Genomic DNA, 17,366 nt, shown 5'->3' with positions numbered 1-17,366 from the left:
GGCGCCCATCACGCACCAGCCCTGCGGCAGTGCCTGTGCACGCACTCCCCAAGGGCTGGAGGCGTTCAGGCCGTCGGATCGGCCGGCACCGACTCCAGCAAAGCCTCGAGCTGCGCCGCCGGCATGGGCCGCGCGAACAGATAGCCCTGGTAGAAGTGACAGCCGTGCAGCGCAAGGAAGTCCTTCTGCGCCTCGGTCTCGACGCCTTCGGCCAGCACATCAAGCTGCAGGTTCTGGGCCATGCCAATGATGGTCTGCACGATCACGTCGTCGGTGTGCTTGACACCGATGTTGTGGATGAAGGACTGGTCGATCTTGAGCTGGTCGAGCGGCAGCCGCGTCAGATACGCCAGCGAGGAATACCCGGTGCCAAAGTCGTCCACGGAAAAGCGCACGCCCTTGGTCTTGAGCATCTCCATCTTCGCGATGGTATCGGCCACGTCGTCCAGCACCAGCGACTCGGTCAGTTCCAGTTTGAGCAGGTGAGGTCGCACGCCGGTTTCCCGCAGCACCTCGACCACGCGGGCGACGAAGTCGCGCTGGCGGAACTGGCGCGCGCTCACATTCACTGACAGCTGCAGGTGGCGCGTGGCCGGTGCGTCCTGCCAGCGCGCAAGCTGTTCGCAGGCGGTGCGCAAAATCCAGTGGCCCAGCGGCACGATGAGTTCACTGTCCTCTGCCACCGCGATGAAGTTGCCCGGCCCCACCAGCCCGCGCTGGGGGTGCTGCCAGCGGATCAGCGCCTCGGCCCCGACCATATGACCATCCAGGTGCCATTGCGGCTGGTAGTGCAGCACAAACTGCCGACCGCTGAGCGCCACTTGCAGGTCGTTTTCGAGTTGCGCACGCTGGCTGATAGCCACCTGCATCTGGGGGTCAAAGAAGCACAGGCCGTTGCGGCCTTGCGACTTGACCTGGTACATCGCAATGTCGGCTTGCTTGAGCCAGTCCACATCGGCCGGCATGTCACCGCCCATCAGCGTTGCGCCGATGCTGGGCGTGCTGTGATGCGCGTGCTGACCCAGCGTGTAGGGCACGTTGAGTTTGCGCAGGATCTTTTCGCCCACGCGGCGGGCATACGCAGCCGCCACCTCACTGTTGTGCGACAGCTCCTGGAGCATGACGACGAACTCGTCTCCGCCCAGGCGCGCCACCGTGTCCTCGCGGCGCACGCAGGCCTTCAGGCGCTGGGCCACCTGGCGCAGCAGCATGTCGCCTACCTCATGGCCCAGGGTATCGTTCAGCGTTTTGAAGTGGTCCAGGTCGAGAAACAACAAGGCGCCAAACTGACCGCTGCGCGCACTGGTGGCACAGGCCTGCTGGATGCGGTCCATGAGCAGACGGCGGTTGGGCAGGTTGGTCAGGGGATCGTAGAACGCGAGGTTCTCGATCTCGGCGCTGGCACGGCGCAGCTCGGTCACATCGTGGTAGGTGATCACCAGCCCATGGTCAGGCGTCAGTCGCTCCGTGATCTGGATCACCCGGCCGTCGGGCTGCACCTGCTCGTGCGGTCCCTGGGGCTGGAGCTGCAGCGACATACGGTGCTGCACCCAGCGCTCGACCTCAGCGTCAGACGCGTCCGGCAGGTGATGGCGGGCCTTGGCTTCCAGCACCTCGCGAAACGGCATCCAGGGCCGCAGCCGGCTGGACAGCCAGGGAAAGATGTCCTCAAAACGCCGATTCCACTGCACCAGGCGCAGGCGGCTGTCGAGCAGCACAAAGCCGCTCACCATGGACTCCAGGGCCTGGTCGAGCGTGTTCTTCGAGGCAGCGATGGCTGCGCGCGCCTCCGTGAGTCGCTGGATCGACCGCAGGGTAAGTACGGCCGCCACCAGCACCATGGAAACAAACCCCAGCGCCGCAGCGACGATGGCATTGCGCTCGCCCCGCCAACCGAGCAAAGCCGCCTGCAACGGCATGCTCGCGGCGATGCGCAGGTCATGGAACAGGATCGGCCGCGCCACCACCAGGGCAGGCTCGCCCGTCAGCCGCGCGGCGGCCTGCCAGTGGTTGCCCGAGTCCAACATCTCGTCCAGACGCGGACTGAGCACCGGGGCCACTGCATCTTCGCGGCTCGGCAGGCTCAGCAGCAACTGACCGCCCGCGCGCTCCAACGTCACCTGCAGCCCGGTGATATCCGTGCCCTGCATCAGCACGGCAGTCATCTGGGACAGCGGCAGCTCCGTCACCGCCAGCACCTGCCGCCCAGGCGGGGGGCCCACACGCAAATGCCGGGCTACATACAAGACCTTTTCTGCACTGATGAAGCTCACCACAGGGGAACTGATCATCAGCGTGGACACCGGCGGTTCGAGCACGCGCTGAGCGAAGCCAGGCGGTAGCTCGAACTGTGCGTCCCGCTCAGGCGTGTCCGACGAGACCAGCACACGCCCATCCGGGTCCAGCAGGGCCACGTAACGCACCATCAGATTGAGCCGCGCTGCCGTCTGCAGCCGCTTGCGCGCCAGGCTCCAGTCGGGGGCATCGGTGCCGTTGCTGGGCACCACATCGCGCTCGGCGAGGCTGGACAGCATCACATCCACCGCGAGCAGGGTGCGGTTCAACGTGGCCTCCGCGCCATCGACGAAACGCATCGCCCGGGTGGCGTTCTGCGCAAGCGCGGCCTCGCGTGCGTTGAGGGCAAGCACCAGGGCCACCGCCAGCACGGCCATGGTGAACAAGGCCGCCCCCACCCAGACAAAAAGACGCAAACGCGAAGGCCGGAGTGCGTTCATCGGGCAGGGCGCGCTGTCAGACCCCGCACCGGGCCAATGGTCTGGTTCCACAGCTGCGCACAAGCGTTGCCGCAGCGCTGTACCCAGCGCGGCAGGACATGGGTCTCCAGGATTTCGCGCCGGCTGATCTCATCCTGGCGACTGACCGGCACCACCGACATCGCACCCTTGCGCCCTGCTGCGCAAGCAGGTGCCCCCTGGTTACAGGCAATGCCGTCGGCGGTTTCTCGTTCAGACTCCGCCCACACCGCCCGCTCCAGCTTGGGCAGCTCGCGCTGCAGCAGTTCGCGCAGATCGGCGGGCAAAGCCTCCCAGGTGGGCAGATGCGCCCCGAAGATGGCCAGCCCCCAGGTGAGCGGCAAGGCATGCAGATGGCTCGTGAGGGTGTGCAGCCCCAGGATGTTGCCCGACATGGTGCCGGTGATCGCGCATTCGGTGCCGCCGGACTGCAGGTTCGGCACGATCTGCGAAAAACTGGTCAGGACGGGAGTGCCCCCCAGCGCTCCCACAAAATCGGCCTGCGTGGACGACGACACCCGCACCCGCCGCCCGCGCAAGTCGGTCAGCGCGCCCAGGGGCCGCTTGCAGAACACCACCTGCGCCGGGTAGGTGTAGATGGCCAGCACCTGCACGTTCAGACGCTCGCGCAGCGACTGCTCCAGATGCGGCCGAAACGCCGCCAGCGTGCTGCGCAGCGTCGCCACATCGGGGTTGAGGCCCGCAAGATCCGGGGCGGTGTATTCCGGGTGGTCGGCTGTGAAGGAGCTCATGAGCACGGTGCCAAAAGGCACCACACCCAGTTGCAGCAGACTCAGCATCTCAGTGCCGGGAACCCCGGCCCGGTCAAAGGGGACGATCTCTGCGCGATAGCGCCCGTTGCTGAGCTTGGGCAGTTCACGCGTCCAAAAGGGTTCTTCCTGCCGGGTGTATTGGTTGAGGGTTGCCAGACCGCCAACGATGCGCAAGGTGTAAGGCTCAGTGGCCGTTCGGGCGCCAGCGCTCAGACACCAGGCAAGGCCCAGCAGGCCTGCGGCACAACGCAGCCATGTCCTCCACCCTCCGCCATGCGACAACAGCATCCTGCACTCCGTAGCCATGGTCGCAGGGCGCAGCGCTCAGGCAGCTACCCCTACAACCGCTTGCGTGCGCCCAGGGCGCGACCGTTTTGGTGGACCCGATTGTGCACCTTCGGGCCACTGTTCGACAAAGCCGTGCGGTCGCGTTGCAAGCTTGCAGCAAGGCCACCACACAAGCGGTACGGCCATTGCAGGCGTGGCGGTAGGCACCGCCTGCCATCAGAACGTGCCCGGGAAGGCTCCGCCATCGGCCAGTACGTTCTGGCCCGTGATGTAGCCCGCATGCACACTGCACAAGAAGGCGCAGATGGCGCCAAACTCTTCGGGTGTGCCAAAGCGACCTGCGGGAATCTGGGCCTGGTGGGCGCTGCGCACGGCCTCCAGCGTGCTGCCGCTGCGCTGGGCGGCGGCGCTCATGGTGCCCGCCAGGCGGTCGGTGTCGAATTTGCCGGGCAGCAGGTTGTTGAGCGTCACGCCCTGGCGGGCCAGAGGGCTGCGCGCCACGCCGGCCACAAACCCCGTCAGCCCGCTGCGCGCGCCGTTGGACAGCCCCAGGATGTCGATGGGCGCCTTCACGGCGCTTGAGGTGATGTTGACGATGCGCCCGAAGCCTCGCTCGGCCATGCCGTCCACCGTGGCGCGGATCAGCTCGATGGGCGTGAGCATGTTGGCGTCCACGGCGCGCAGCCAGGCATCGCGGTCCCACTGGCGGAAGTCTCCGGGCGGAGGACCACCGGCGTTGGTGACCACGATATCGAACGCGCGGCCCGGCCCGCCGGCCACGCCGAACACGGTATCACGCCCTGCAGCGGTGGTGATGTCGGCGGCCACCGCCAGCACCTGGGGGGCAACGCTGCCCCGCGCATGCGCAGCGGCGGCACCTTCGGCCGCCAGAGCGCGGGCCGCCTGCTCCAGCGCCTCCTGCCCGCGTGCGTTGACGACCAGGTTCACGCCCTCACGCACCAGCGCCTGCGCGCAGCCACGTCCCAGCCCCTTGCTGGCGCCGCAGACCAGCGCCCATTTGCCTGCAATTCCTAAATCCATGCGTGTGTTCCCGTGCGGTGTTGATGGTGATGTGCAGCAAGATGGCTGCCGCAGCGTCGCCCGCATGATAGGGAGCCTCACAACCGGATGCTGGGGTGCGCGCGATTCCGGGGCGGCATGAACGGACTTGGAACGGCCTTGGCATCCGTCGACCGAATGCGGAAATCCATCACACCCCGCCACAACAGCCGCGAGGCCGCGCGCGGGCACGCGCGGGAAATCCGCAACAATCATGGGGATACCAACCACCACAGAGTGAGGGAACCCCCATGCCACGCTTTTTCTGGCGCGCGCTCGCCCTGGTCTGGGCCTGCGGCGGCCTGGCTGCGCAGGCCCAGGCGCAGGACGCCGCGGTGCTCAAACGCGCAACCGAACTGCGCGACGCCCCGTCCGACACCGCGCCCAGCGTGGCGCCGCTGCCCGCGCAGTCTGGCGTGACCCGCACGCCGGAACGCAAGGGGGCCTGGGTGAAAGTGCGCACACCCCAGGGCGCCAGCGGCTGGGTGCACATGTTCGACCTGAGCCCGGCATCGGGCAGCGCAGCAGGCAGCGGCAACGCGGCCACCAGCGGCGCACGGAGCCTGGGCAGCCTGTTGGGCGGCAGTGCAGGCCAGACCACCACGGCCACGTCCACCGCGGGCATTCGCGGTCTGGGTGCCGAGGACATTGCCAACGCACAGCCCAACCCTGCGGCGGTAGGCCGCGCCGAGGCGCTGCGCGCGGGCCCTGAAGAGGCCCGCCGCTTTGCTGGCAGCGCCGCACTGCGCAGCCGCGACGTGCCGCCGCTGGCCGAGCCGCCCCGCCCTGCTGCGGGCGGCGGCACCAGCAGCAGCCCGGCGGGTGGCTCCAACCCGTCCGACCCCAACTTCAGCCCGAACTGACGAGGTGCCCATGGCCATGACCTCTGCCCTCCTGCGGCGCGCTGCCGCGCCTGTGGCCGCCCTGGCGGCCTGTACCGCTTTGCTGTTGCCCGCCCCGGCTGCGGCGCAGAACGTGCTCAACCTGCTCAATTCGCTGGGCGGCGGCAGCTCGGGCGGCGGTTTGCTCGGGGCCGTGACCGGCGGCAACACCGCCGCCCCGGCCCAGGGCGACGATCTGATCAGCCTGCTCACGCGCTCGGTGGACAACATCGACGAAGCCCGCGAGATCGAGATCGGCCGCCAGCTTGCCGCCGTGCTGCTGGGCAGCAAACCGCTGCACCCCGACCTGGCGCTGCAGCGCTATGTGAACCAGCTGGGCCGGTGGATCAGCCTGCAGTCCTCGCGCCCGCACCTGCCCTGGACGTTCGCCGTGCTGGACGACCCGGGCTACAACGCCTTCGCCGCCCCCGGCGGGTATGTGTTCATCACCAAGGGGCTGGTGGACCGCTGTGCCGACGAATCCGAGCTGGCCGGCATCCTGGCCCACGAGATCACGCACGTGACCGCCAAGCACCACCTGCACGCCATGCGCAAAACGGCGCAGTCGGGCGTGCTCACGCAGCTGGTGGCGTCGCAGGTGCGAAGCAATGCCGTGGGCAACCTGGTGGCGTCGCAGTTTCTGGCGCTGGCGCGCAACCTGTATGCGCGCGGGCTGGATCAGGCCGACGAGCACGACGCCGACCGCAACGGCGTGGCCCTTGCCGCCCGCGCAGGCTTCGATCCGTACGGCCTGGTGGCCGCGGTGCAGCAGCTGCGTGGCGCAGCGCAAGACAACCCGGCTTTCGCGCTGGCGTTGTCCACCCACCCACCCGCCCAGGCGCGGCTCGACTACCTGGAGGCGGCCATGGGCCGTTCGTTCGACACGCTGGCGCCGGTAGCACCGGTGACGGTGGCGCAACGCCTGTCGGGCAAACCAGCGGCAGAGCCCGCACTGGCCGCCCCACAAGCCGCCCCGGCACCGGCGGCCGCCCCGGCACGCAAAGCCGCGCCGCCGCCCAAAAAGAAGGACAAGGCCTCGTAACGCCGCCATACCTCCTCGCCGCCACGCCGACCTGGGCGCGGTGCCGATACCGCCCCGGGCCCCAAGCGGCCCCACCGCTGCGGCCTGAGCCGCAGGCTCAGCGCGCAGCGCGGGTGAACACGGTGATGCCCACCAGCACCAGGGCCGTACCGGCCGCCACCCAGGCGGTGAAGGGCTCGCCGAGAATGGCGATGCCCATGGCGATGGTGGACAACGGCCCCACCATGCCGGCCTGCGCAGCCAGGCCCGCGCCAATGCGTTCGATCGCCATCATCACCATCAACACCGGCGCAGCGGTGCACAGTGTGGCGTTGAGCACCGACAGCCACAGCACCTCGGGCGCCACCACGGCGGCCGACAGCGGCCGAAGCAGCACAAACTGCAGCAGGCACAGCCCACAGGCCACGGTGGTGGCCAGCCCCACCAGGCGCAGCGAGCCCAGGCGCTGCACCATCTCGCCGCTGTAGACGAGGTAGATGGCGTAGCTCACCGCACTCAGGAACACCAGCAGCGCACCCCAGGCGGTGTGCCCGCCGGTGAACGAAGCCTCGTGCCCGAACACCAGCACCACCCCGGCGTAGCTGATGGCCATGCCCAGCGCCTGCTGCATGGACAGCCGCCGCCCGTACAGCAGCCAGCCCAGCAGCATGACCAGCGTGGGGTTGAGGTACAGGATCAGCCGCTCCAGGCTGGCGCTGATGTAGGCCAGCCCCGCAAAGTCCAGAAAGCTCGCCAGGTAGTAGCCCGTCACCCCCAGGCCCAGCACGCCCAGCCAGTCGCGCCTCGACAAGGGCGGCTTGCCCCGGCTGGCCCACCAGGCCATGGTGGCAAAGATCGGCAGCGCAAAGAGCATGCGGTACATGATGAGCGTGACCGCATCCACGCCATAGCGGTAGGCCAGCTTGACGATGATGGCCTTGCCGCTGAACGCAATCGACCCGAGCAGCGCCAGCACCAGCCCAGACGCTATGCTTTTAGGAGCTAGTCGTGCTTGACTTTGCTGGTTCTCAGCCCGATTTGGCATGAAATCCTTGGCCACGGGTGCTCACCACCCCGCCACCAGGCCATCGCGGCGCGGGTCGCTGGCCGCCACGTAGCCCTCCACCGCCGGGTCGCCCAGGCGCCAGATGAACTGGCCGGCGCCAAAGTCCTGGTAGGGGTCCTGCAGCACCTCGAGCTGGTGGCCCAGCTCCGCCAGGCCCTGCACGGTGTCGGCGGGCATCTGGGCCTCCACATTGAGCGCCAGGCCCTGGTTGAAGCGCCAGCGCGGCGCATCGCACGCCGTCTGCGGGTTCTGCGCGTGGTCGAGCATGCGCACCAGCGTTTGCACATGGCCTTGCGGCTGCATGTTGGCGCCCATTACGCCAAAGCTCATCACCGGTGCGCCCCCCTGCGTCACGAAAGCCGGGATGATGGTGTGAAACGGCCGCTGCCCTGGAGCCACCAGGTTGGCGGGGTTGGGGCCGGCCGGGTCGGTGCTGAAGCCGTGGCCGCGGTTTTGCAGGCTGATGCCGAACTGCGGCTCCACACAGCCCGAGCCGAAGCCCGCGTAGTTGCTCTGAATGAAGCTCACCATCATGCCCTGCGCATCGGCTGCCGTGAGGTAGATGGTGCCGCCACGCACTGGGTTGCCCGCACCAAAGGCCTGGGCGCGGCGCGGGTCAATAAGCCGCGCGCGCGACGCGAGGTAGGCATCGTCCAGCAACTGCGCGGGCGTGACCTCCATGCGCGCGGGCTCGGCCACGTAGCGGTACAGGTCGGCAAACGCGAGCTTGATGGCCTCGATCTGCAGGTGCTGCGCGGCCACGCCATCGGGCGGCAGCGCGGCCAGATCAAAGCGCTCGAGCATGCCCAGTGCCATCAGCGCCGCAATGCCCTGGCCATTGGGCGGAATCTCGTGCACCTCATAGCCGCGGTAGCGGCGCGCAATCGGCGCGACCCACTCGGGCGCGTGCGCGGCCAAATCGGCCGTGGTCAGGCTGCCGCCGTGCTGCTGGATGAAGCGTGCCATGGCCTGCGCAATCTCGCCGCGGTAAAACGACTCGCCGCGCGTGGCCCCGATGCTGCGCAGCGCGCGGGCGGCGGCCGGGAATGCAAAGCGCTCGCCCACCTGCGGCGCACGGCCCCAGGGCAGAAAGCTCTGCGCAAAGCCAGGCTGGGCCTGCAGCTCAGGCGTGGCTGCGGCCCACTTCTGCTGCACCACCACGGGCACGGCGTAGCCGCGCTCGGCAATCTCGGCGGCGGGCTCCATCAGGTCGGCAAAGGGCAGGCGGCCAAAGCGCTCCGACAGTGCGGCCCAGGCGCTCACCGCCCCGGGCACCGTGACCGAATCGACGCCCCGGCGCGGCGGCGTCGGGGCACGGCCATAGCGATGGTGGAAGTAGGCCGGCGTCCAGGCCGCAGGCGCGCGGCCCGAGGCGTTGAGCCCGTGCAAATGCTGCCCGTCCCACAAGATGCAGAACGCATCGCTGCCCAGGCCGTTGCTCACGGGCTCGCAAATGGTCATGGCGGCGGCGGCGGCAATGGCCGCATCGACCGCATTGCCGCCCTGCTGCAACATGCGCAGCCCGGCCTGCGCGGCCAGCGGGTGGGAGGTGGCAACCAGGTTGCGCGCGAACACCGGTAGGCGCAGGCTCGCGTAAGGCGTGGCGTAGCGGAAGTCCATGCGGCCATTATGGGCCGCACACCGCCAACGCGCAGCGCCCCACGCCAAACCCGAGTGCGGGCCGCCAGGCCGCGTCCAGCCTGGCTTCAGGCGCGGTGGAACATGCGCTGGTGCAGCCGCCGCAGCGACCACCACACACCCGCCGCCACCACGGGAATCGCGATGGCGGCCGTCGTCTCGGGCGACAGCGGCCAGCCCAGGCCCTGCGCACCCTTGGCCAGGTAGCTGACCAGCCCCACGATGTAGTAGGTGATCGCGGCCACCGACAAGCCTTCCACGGTGGACTGCAGCTTGAGCTGCAGGTCCTGCCGCTGGTTCATGGTGGCCAGCAGCGCCTGGCTGCTTTGCTGCTGCTCGATCTCGACGCGCGTGCGCAGCAGGTTGCTCATGCGCGAGACGCGCTGCGACAGAGCATCCTGCCGCCGTGCCGCCCATTCGCAGGTACTGCGCGCCGGGGTCAGGCGGCGGTCCATGAATTCGCGGATGGTCTGTAGGCCCGCCAGGCGCGACTCGGCAATGTCCTGGATGCGGCGGTCCAGCAGTTCGAAGTACGCGCTGCTGGCCGAAAAACGCGAATGCGTGGCTGCGTACTGGCTCTCGACCTGGCCCGCCAGCCGCGTGAGGCGGTCGAGCAGCACGGGCTCGGCGTCGCGGTTGGCGCTGCGGATGGCTTCGGCCAGCTCGGCCAGTTCGCGCTCGGCCGAGGCCAGCACGCTCGCAGCCTCGCGCGCGGCGGGCAGGCCCAGCAGCGCGGCCATGCGGTAGGTTTCGATTTCGAGCAGGCGCTGCACCAGACGGCCCAGGCGGCGCGGCGTCATGCCGCCCGTGAGCAGCACCATGCGCGAAAACCCGTCGGCATGGATGGCGAAGTCGGTGTACACCTCGCCGTGCCCATCGGCCACGGTGGATGCGACCAGCGTGTCCTCATGCAGTACATGGCCTACCAGCGAGCCCGAGCCAAAGCGGCTCGTGGGCAGCACCCACAGGTTCAGGCTGCACAGGCACTGTCCGGGCAGCGCGGCCAGCCAGTCGCGGGGCACGGCGTCGATGGCGCTGGGCGGCGCACGCTCGCCAAAGCCTGCGTCCTGCAGCGGCACGCTGAAGGTCCACGACACGAACTCGGTGTGCAGTTCCCAGCGCAGGCGGAAGGCCCCGAGGTCGGTGCGCAGGTGCGTGGTTTGCGCATCCGGCGGCGCCATGTGGTGGTCGCGCAGCAGCGCAGCCACATGGGCGCGGCTGGCCTCTCGCCCTGCAGCGTCGGTCAGCATCACGATGTGGGCGATGGCCAGTGGCGCGCTCAGCGCTTCGGGCGGGCGGGCGTGGATCTCGTTGTGCAGCAGCGCCCGTTGCGGGTGCTGTGCGGGACGGACAGGCAGGTTCATGCGGGCAGTCGGCTCGGGCGCCCCGGGCGGGGCGCGGCCCGCCATTGTGTACGCAGCCGACAGCACAGGGCCCGAGAGCGCTCCCCAGAGCCGATGCGACCCGTGGCACCCACCATGAAAAACGGCACCCCGCAGGGTGCCGTTTGCATGCGCCGGGCCGTTCGGCCCCCAAGCGGCGGTCAGTCGTCGACGAAGGCTTCTTCGCGTTTGTTCTTCACCGCCGGCAGCAGCACGATGATGAGCAACAGGGCCGCCGCCGCCAGCAGGCCGGCCGAGAGCGGGCGCGTGACAAACACGCTCCAGTCGCCGCGCGACAGCAGCAATGCACGGCGCAGGTTCTCTTCCATCATCGGGCCCAGGATGAAGCCGAGCAGCAGCGGCGCGGGCTCGGTACCCAACTTGTGGAAGATGTAGCCGATCAGGCCGAACAGGCCCACCATCCACACGTCCCAGGTGTTGTTGTTGGTCGAATACACGCCCACGGCGCAGAACAGCACGATGGACGGAAACAGCCAGCGGTAGGGCACCGTCAGCAGCTTGATCCACAGGCCGATCAGCGGCAGGTTCAGGATCACCAGCATGGCGTTGCCGATCCACATCGAGGCGATCAGGCCCCAGAACAACTCGGGGTTGCTGGTCATCACCTGCGGGCCCGGCTGGATGTTGTGGATGGTCATGGCCCCCACCATCAGCGCCATCACCGCGTTGGGCGGAATGCCCAGCGTGAGCAGCGGAATGAACGAGGTCTGCGAACCAGCGTTGTTGGCCGACTCGGGCGCCGCCACACCGCGGATGTTGCCCTTGCCAAACGGCACTTCGCCCGCTTTGAGCTTGGTCTTCTTTTCGACCGTGTAGGCCGCAAAGGCCGCCAGCAGCGCACCGCCGCCCGGCAGAATGCCCAGCGCAGAACCCAGCGCCGTGCCACGCAGTACCGCCGGCACCATGCGCATGAAGTCTTGCTTGGTGGGCAGCAGACCCTGCACCTTGGCAGTGAAGACCTCACGCTCGTCATCCGGGCGCGAGAGGTTGGCAATGATTTCGCCGTAACCGAACACGCCCATGGCAATCACCACGAAGCCGATGCCGTCGGTGAGTTCCGGGATGTCAAAGCTGTAGCGGGCCACGCCCGAGTTCACATCGGTGCCGATCAGCCCCAGCAGCAGGCCCAGCACGATCATGGCCACCGCCTTGAGGAGCGAGCCGGAGGCCAGCACCACAGCGCCGATCAGGCCCAGCACCATGAGCGAGAAATACTCGGCCGGGCCGAACTTGAAGGCCACCTCGGTCAGCGGCGGCGCGAACGCGGCCAGGATCAGCGTGCCCGCACAACCTGCAAAGAACGAGCCCAGGCCTGCCGCGGCCAGTGCTGGCCCCGCTCGCCCATTGCGCGCCATCTGGTAGCCATCGATCACCGTGACGACCGACGAGGACTCGCCCGGCAGATTCACGAGAATGGCCGTGGTGGAACCGCCGTACTGGGCGCCGTAGTAGATACCCGCCAGCATGATCAGCGCAGCCACCGGGGGCAGCGCATAGGTGGCCGGTAGCAGCATGGCAATGGTCGCCACCGGACCGATGCCGGGCAGCACCCCGATCAGCGTGCCCAGCAGGCAGCCGATGAAGCAGTAGATGAGGTTCTGGAAGGTGAAGGCGACGCCGAAACCGGTCGCCAGGTTCTGAATCAAGTCCATGGTCGTGCTCCCCGATCAGCCGGCAATGAAACTGGGCCACACCGGGAACTGGAGCTTGAGCGCCAGCACGAAGGCCGCATAACTGCCCACCGCCAGAACGGTGGCCAAGATGAAGACCTCCAGGGCCTTGAATTGGCTGCCTGCCAGGCTGGCAATGAAGGTGAGCGCGTAGATCGCCACGATCAGACCCATGGCCGGAATGCCCAGGCTCGGGATTCCGCCCAGCAGAATGCCGAAGGCCACGTTGGCTCCGAGCACGAAAATCAGCGGCCGCCATGCCCACTTGCCGATCTTGTCGCCATCGGCCGTCTCGGTGATGGTCGCCTTGACGGTGATGATGGCACCGATCACCGCGAGCAGGATGCCCAGCATCAGCGGGAAGTAGCCAGGGCCCATGCGGGCGCCGGTGCCGATGTTGTATTGCGTTGCCCCCCAGGCAAACGCGCCTCCGACGCCCATGAACATGAGGCCGGAGAAGAAGTCTTTTTGACTTTTGATTCTCACGATGTGTCTCCTTGGCGGAATACCGATGCGCGATTGTGGGGCCACGCATCCCTGCTCCGGATGTGGATTCCACCTACGCGACAACCGCAGCCGAGGCCGGGACGCACAGCGCGGGTCACCAAGGCGACAGAGCCGCGCAAAGCCCGCCTGGAACGCCGCGCCTTATTCGATGGGCGGCGTTGCGACCACCACCTCTTCGAGCGTGGTCACGCCCTCTGCCACCCGCAGCGCACCGGCCAGACGCAGCGGGCGCATGCCGTCGGCCACAGCCTGGCGGCGCAACTGCTCCATCGACGGGGACTGGTTGATCTTTTCGCGCAACGCCTCCGTCACGGTGAGCAGTTCGTACAAGCCCATACGGCCGCGGTAGCCGCTCATGCGGCAGTCCACACAGCCCACGGGACGGTAGGGCTGGTAGCCACCTTGCAGCTTCCAGGGACGCACCGCGTCGGTCAGGGTTTCGAGGCGTGCCTCAGGGTCGGGCTGACGGCACTGGCTGCACAGAGTACGCACCAAGCGCTGGGCCAGCACCCCCAGCAGCGTGGCATTGATCAGGTAGGCGGGCACGCCCAGCTCCATCAGGCGCGTGATGGCCGAAGGCGCGTCGTTGGTGTGCAGGGTCGAGAACACCAGATGCCCGGTCAGCGCGGCCTGCACGGCCATCTCAGCGGTCTCCAGGTCGCGGATTTCGCCCACCATGATGATGTCCGGGTCCTGGCGCATCAGCGCGCGCAGGCCCTCGGCGAAATTGAAGTCGAGCTGGGGCTGCACCTGCGTCTGGTTGAAGCTGGGCTCGATCATCTCGATCGGGTCTTCCACCGTGCTCACGTTCACCTCTTCGGTGGCCACACGCTTGAGGGTGGAGTACAGCGTGGTGGTCTTGCCCGAACCCGTGGGCCCCGTCACCAAGATGATGCCGTGCGGACGGCGCACCAGAGCCTCCCAACGCTGTGCATCGTGCTGCGCAAAGCCCAGTGCGTCCAGGTCCTTCACGGTGTTGTCCGGATCGAAGATGCGCATGACCATCTTCTCGCCAAAGGCCGTGGGCAGCGTGGACAGGCGCATTTCCACCTCGTCACCGCGCTGGTTGCGGGTCTTGATGCGTCCGTCCTGCGGGCGGCGTTTTTCCACCACGTCGATGCGGCCCAGCAACTTGATGCGCGACACCATGGCATTGAGCACGCCCATGGGCATCTGATAAACCGGGTGCAGCACACCATCGATGCGAAAGCGGATCACGCCCTGGTCGCGCCGTGGCTCCAGGTGGATGTCGCTGGCGCGCTGGTCAAACGCATACTGCCACAGCCAGTCGACCACGCGCACCACGCCCTGGTCGTTGGCGTCGAGCTGCCGGTTGGTCTGGCCCAGTTCCACCAGTTGCTCGAAGCTGCTGCCGCCCGTGCTGCCTCCCGCCTTCTGGGCGGCGCGCACCGACTTGGCCAGCGCAAAGAATTCGGCCGTATAGCGCGTGATGTCCTGCGGATTGGCGACCACACGGCGCACCGGGCGGCGCGACTGGCGCTCCACCTCGGCCACCCAGTCGTCGATGAAGGGCTCGGCCGTGGCCACGACCACCTCTTTGGTCGTGACCTGCACAGGCAGTACCTTGTGGCGTTCGGCGTAGGTGGCGCTCATGGCGTCGGCCACACGGCCCACGTCCACCTTCAGCGGGTCGATGCGCAGGTACTGCAGCCCGGCACGCTGGGCCACATATTCGGTGAGCGTCTCGATGTCCAGCGGCTTGCCGTCGCTGGCGCGCGTCATGGCCACGCTGGCCAGCCGCACCAGGGGGTGCTGTCGGCTTTCGGCCTGGGCGCAGCGCGCAATGGTGCGCTGTGCTTCTTCGGGCGCAATCACACGGTCGGCCGCCAGCCACTCCACCACGCGGCGCCAGTCCAGCGGGCCGATGTAGGGCAGTGCAGCGGCGCGGTGCGCGGGGGCGTTGGTGATGGCGTTCATCGAGGTCTCCCAGAGGCAGCGCCCCCCGCAGCGGCGGACGCTGGCGGGGATGCGCCACGGCATCGTAGCGGGTTCGGGCACCGCAGCGCCGGCTGCGTTGTCCAGCGATTCAGTCCACGGGCTTGAATCCGCGCAGCCACTTGACCGCAGGCAGTCCCCAGCGGGCCTGGATCGCGTCGGCACGTGCCTGCAGCACCGCGCGGCTCGGGCGGCGCGGCGTGCGCTGCGCCAGCACCACGGTATTGCCCTCGCGGGTGGGCTTGAAGGCCCAGAGCGCATCCGGCCCAAAGGCTTCGGCCAAAGACTGCACGCTGCGCGCGTAGCTGGACGAACGGCCGAACAGGTTCACGGTCATGCAGCCTTCGTCGCTGAGTGCGGCGCGGCAGTCGCCGTAGAACTGCGGGCTGTCAAGCACCGGCGCAGCGGCCTCGTGGTCGTACAGATCCACCGCCAGCGCGTCCACCGTGCCCGTCCATTCCGGCGAGCGGATTTCTTCGGCGGCATCGGCCAATACGACGCGTTGCATGGGGCCGTCGGGCGGAAGGCGGAACCACTGGCGGCAGACCGCCACCACCTGCGGGTTCAGCTCTACTGCGGTGGTGCACATGCCCAAGGTGCGGTGGCAGAACTTGGTGATGGCCCCGGCCCCCAGGCCCAGTTGCATGGCATGGCGCTCGGCCACCGTGTCGGGCTCGACAAAGAGCAGCCAGGCCATCATGCGCTGTATGTATTCCAGTTCGAGCGCGACCGGATCGTCCAGTCGCATGGAGCCCTGGATCCAGGGCGTGCCCAGGTGCAGGTGGCGCACGTCGCCGTCTTCGGAAATGCTGACCTCGGGCAGCGCTCGTGTGCCGTCGCGCGCTGGTTTCTTGCGTGTTGCCATGGATAGATGCGTGAGGGCCCTTGCGGAGCCGTAAAACGGTGCGGTCAGGCGTTGGGTGTCGGCAAAAGGCCGTGTTGCGCCATGCATTCGGCCCAGGCCTGGCGCTTGCGCTCGAAGCTCCAGGACGCATTGGCCGGGCTGGTGGACGGCAGTCGCACCGAGGCCACCGCGGGCTGCGCGCCACCGGCCCCCAGCGATTGCAGCACACGCGGCGCATGGCGAAAGCTCTCGGCTCCGTTGTGGGCCACCGCACAAAGCTCCGAGCATACCTGCCGCAGCATCGCAAAGTCGTTGACTTCGGCCGCGCGGATCGCGCTGTCGAGGCTGCCCTCGCGCTCGCAGGCTGCATACACGTCCCACAGGCCCAGGCCACGGTCCAGCAGCCAGGCGCAGCGGGCCGGGTACTGGTCAGCGCCCGGCAACGGGTGCTGGGGCCACAGCGACTGCAGGATGCGCCAGAAATGGTTCTGCGGATGGGCGTAGTACTGCTGCTGGCGCAGCGACGCCGCCCCTGGAAAGCTGCCCAGCACCAGCACGCGCGTGTGCTGCGCCACCACCGGCGCAAGCCCCACCAGGCGGGGGCCGGCAGTGGGTGCAGCCTCCGGGGGCCGACGGGCTGTCATGCGGCGGCCTCCACGACCCCGGACGTGTTCAGCAAGGCCTGCAGCCGGGGCAAGGCCGCGCAGGCATTGGCGGTGGTCTGGCGGGCCAGGGCATCGACCGATTCGCCGCGCAGCGCCGCCACCACCGCACCAATACGGGGCAGCTCCGCCGGGGTGTTGCGCCCCTGCGGTTGCCCGGCCGTGCGCGCGGCAGCGGTGGCATACAGCCAATGGGGCGGGATGTCGGGGGCATCGGTTTCCAGCACCAGCGCATCGGCCGGTAGCCACTCGAGCAGACGGCGCAACTGCAGCGCACGGTCAAACGTCACGGCACCACCAAAGCCGAGCTTGAAGCCCATGTCCACAAACGCGCGCGCCTGCTGCAGACTGCCATTGAAGGCATGGGCAATGCCCCCGGGCACCGCCATGCGCCGCAGATGCTTGAGCAGCCCGTCGGCCGACTTGCGCACATGCAGGATCACGGGCAAGCCAGCGTCGCGCGCCAGCCGCAGCTGTGCGGCATAGAAATGCTCCTGCCGCGCCCAGTCCAGGCCGGACACAAACCCGTCCAGGCCGATTTCGCCCACCGCCACCAGACGCGGGTCATTCCGCGCGACCTGCAGTGCCTGCTGCAGACGGTCCAGGTCTTCCATGGCCGCCCGTGGCGTGTAGAGCGGATGGATGCCCAGGGCATAGCTGTCGCCCTGCGCATGGGCCAGGGCCTGCACGGCAGGCCAATTGGCGCGCTCAACAGCCGGTATCACGCAGTGGTGTACCCCGGCGGCCCGGGCCGACGCGCGCACCTGTGCGGCGTCGGCGTCGAACTCGGGGGCGTCCAGATGGCAGTGCGTATCGATCCACAGCGGCATGGCGGGATGATGCCG

Annotated in this window: 14 protein-coding genes; 2 read left to right on the top strand and 12 right to left on the bottom strand. The window is 68.3% G+C overall.

The features are described 5' to 3' along the window. Positions 1 to 65: 65 nt before the first annotated feature. From ABD866_RS13060 to ABD866_RS13050, 3 genes are all read right to left on the bottom strand, one after another. Complete coding sequence (locus ABD866_RS13060; protein ID WP_345065818.1) at positions 66 to 2,735, bottom strand: bifunctional diguanylate cyclase/phosphodiesterase; 2,670 nt, start codon at positions 2,733 to 2,735, stop codon at positions 66 to 68. Then, on the bottom strand, positions 2,732 to 3,814 hold the full coding sequence (locus ABD866_RS13055; protein WP_425549592.1) for a TRAP transporter substrate-binding protein: 1,083 nt from the start codon (positions 3,812 to 3,814) through the stop codon (positions 2,732 to 2,734). The genes ABD866_RS13060 and ABD866_RS13055 overlap by 4 nt, the downstream gene beginning before the upstream one ends. A gap of 216 nt (positions 3,815 to 4,030) precedes the next feature. Beyond that, a complete protein-coding gene (locus tag ABD866_RS13050) occupies positions 4,031 to 4,855 on the bottom strand; it encodes an SDR family oxidoreductase (RefSeq protein ID WP_345065815.1) in 825 nt (274 codons plus the stop codon). A 269-nt stretch (positions 4,856 to 5,124) separates the two neighbouring features. Between ABD866_RS13050 and ABD866_RS13045 the strand changes: the two genes are divergently transcribed. Both ABD866_RS13045 and ABD866_RS13040 read left to right on the top strand, forming a co-directional pair. Next, on the top strand, positions 5,125 to 5,736 hold the full coding sequence (locus ABD866_RS13045) for an SH3 domain-containing protein (protein WP_345065812.1): 612 nt from the start codon (positions 5,125 to 5,127) through the stop codon (positions 5,734 to 5,736). A 16-nt stretch (positions 5,737 to 5,752) separates the two neighbouring features. After that, complete coding sequence (locus ABD866_RS13040) at positions 5,753 to 6,796, top strand: M48 family metalloprotease (RefSeq protein ID WP_345065809.1); 1,044 nt, start codon at positions 5,753 to 5,755, stop codon at positions 6,794 to 6,796. A 97-nt stretch (positions 6,797 to 6,893) separates the two neighbouring features. On the opposite strand, the gene ABD866_RS13035 is transcribed toward ABD866_RS13040, so the two are convergent. The 9 genes from ABD866_RS13035 to ABD866_RS12995 form a co-directional block, all read right to left on the bottom strand. Next, complete coding sequence (locus tag ABD866_RS13035; protein WP_345065806.1) at positions 6,894 to 7,820, bottom strand: DMT family transporter; 927 nt, start codon at positions 7,818 to 7,820, stop codon at positions 6,894 to 6,896. Positions 7,821 to 7,841: 21 nt separating this feature from the next. Then, complete coding sequence (locus ABD866_RS13030; RefSeq protein WP_345065804.1) at positions 7,842 to 9,461, bottom strand: gamma-glutamyltransferase family protein; 1,620 nt, start codon at positions 9,459 to 9,461, stop codon at positions 7,842 to 7,844. Positions 9,462 to 9,547: 86 nt separating this feature from the next. Further along, positions 9,548 to 10,843: a DUF3422 family protein gene (locus ABD866_RS13025; protein ID WP_345065801.1), complete on the bottom strand. Its 1,296-nt coding sequence runs from the start codon at positions 10,841 to 10,843 to the stop codon at positions 9,548 to 9,550. A 179-nt stretch (positions 10,844 to 11,022) separates the two neighbouring features. Beyond that, positions 11,023 to 12,534, bottom strand: coding sequence for a tripartite tricarboxylate transporter permease (locus ABD866_RS13020; protein ID WP_345065799.1), 1,512 nt, complete (start codon positions 12,532 to 12,534; stop codon positions 11,023 to 11,025). Positions 12,535 to 12,549: 15 nt separating this feature from the next. Then, on the bottom strand, positions 12,550 to 13,038 hold the full coding sequence (locus tag ABD866_RS13015) for a tripartite tricarboxylate transporter TctB family protein (RefSeq protein ID WP_345065797.1): 489 nt from the start codon (positions 13,036 to 13,038) through the stop codon (positions 12,550 to 12,552). 162 nt (positions 13,039 to 13,200) lie between these two features. Next, complete coding sequence (gene tfpB / locus ABD866_RS13010; RefSeq protein ID WP_345065795.1) at positions 13,201 to 14,997, bottom strand: type IV pilus assembly ATPase TfpB; 1,797 nt, start codon at positions 14,995 to 14,997, stop codon at positions 13,201 to 13,203. A 109-nt stretch (positions 14,998 to 15,106) separates the two neighbouring features. Then, positions 15,107 to 15,880 (bottom strand): class I SAM-dependent methyltransferase, encoded by a 774-nt coding sequence (locus tag ABD866_RS13005; RefSeq protein ID WP_345065792.1) that lies wholly within the window; start codon positions 15,878 to 15,880, stop codon positions 15,107 to 15,109. A 44-nt stretch (positions 15,881 to 15,924) separates the two neighbouring features. Continuing rightward, a complete protein-coding gene (locus ABD866_RS13000) occupies positions 15,925 to 16,503 on the bottom strand; it encodes a DNA-deoxyinosine glycosylase (RefSeq protein ID WP_345065789.1) in 579 nt (192 codons plus the stop codon). Next, positions 16,500 to 17,351: a TatD family hydrolase gene (locus tag ABD866_RS12995; protein ID WP_345065786.1), complete on the bottom strand. Its 852-nt coding sequence runs from the start codon at positions 17,349 to 17,351 to the stop codon at positions 16,500 to 16,502. The genes ABD866_RS13000 and ABD866_RS12995 overlap by 4 nt, the downstream gene beginning before the upstream one ends. Positions 17,352 to 17,366 lie beyond the last annotated feature (15 nt).

The organism is Acidovorax lacteus (genome assembly GCF_039540375.1).
In the GTDB taxonomy this organism is placed as follows: Bacteria; Pseudomonadota; Gammaproteobacteria; order Burkholderiales; family Burkholderiaceae_C; genus Acidovorax_G; species Acidovorax_G lacteus.
Note: the sequence above shows the minus strand (reverse complement) of the source record. Positions and strands in the feature narration are given on the sequence as shown.

Bases quoted from the DNA above. Each gene is read 5' to 3' on its own strand.
- ABD866_RS13050 (WP_345065815.1), bottom strand. From the start codon at position 4,855: ATGGATTTAGGAATTGCAGGCAAATGGGCGCTGGTCTGCGGCGCCAGC.
- ABD866_RS13020 (WP_345065799.1), bottom strand. From the start codon at position 12,534: ATGGACTTGATTCAGAACCTGGCGACCGGTTTCGGCGTCGCCTTCACC.
- ABD866_RS13060 (WP_345065818.1), bottom strand. From the start codon at position 2,735: ATGAACGCACTCCGGCCTTCGCGTTTGCGTCTTTTTGTCTGGGTGGGG.
- ABD866_RS13055 (WP_425549592.1), bottom strand. From the start codon at position 3,814: ATGCTGTTGTCGCATGGCGGAGGGTGGAGGACATGGCTGCGTTGTGCC.
- ABD866_RS13025 (WP_345065801.1), bottom strand. From the start codon at position 10,843: ATGAACCTGCCTGTCCGTCCCGCACAGCACCCGCAACGGGCGCTGCTG.
- tfpB (WP_345065795.1), bottom strand. From the start codon at position 14,997: ATGAACGCCATCACCAACGCCCCCGCGCACCGCGCCGCTGCACTGCCC.
- ABD866_RS13035 (WP_345065806.1), bottom strand. From the start codon at position 7,820: ATGCCAAATCGGGCTGAGAACCAGCAAAGTCAAGCACGACTAGCTCCT.
- ABD866_RS13030 (WP_345065804.1), bottom strand. From the start codon at position 9,461: ATGGACTTCCGCTACGCCACGCCTTACGCGAGCCTGCGCCTACCGGTG.
- ABD866_RS12995 (WP_345065786.1), bottom strand. From the start codon at position 17,351: ATGCCGCTGTGGATCGATACGCACTGCCATCTGGACGCCCCCGAGTTC.
- ABD866_RS13005 (WP_345065792.1), bottom strand. From the start codon at position 15,880: ATGGCAACACGCAAGAAACCAGCGCGCGACGGCACACGAGCGCTGCCC.
- ABD866_RS13040 (WP_345065809.1), top strand. From the start codon at position 5,753: ATGACCTCTGCCCTCCTGCGGCGCGCTGCCGCGCCTGTGGCCGCCCTG.
- ABD866_RS13000 (WP_345065789.1), bottom strand. From the start codon at position 16,503: ATGACAGCCCGTCGGCCCCCGGAGGCTGCACCCACTGCCGGCCCCCGC.
- ABD866_RS13045 (WP_345065812.1), top strand. From the start codon at position 5,125: ATGCCACGCTTTTTCTGGCGCGCGCTCGCCCTGGTCTGGGCCTGCGGC.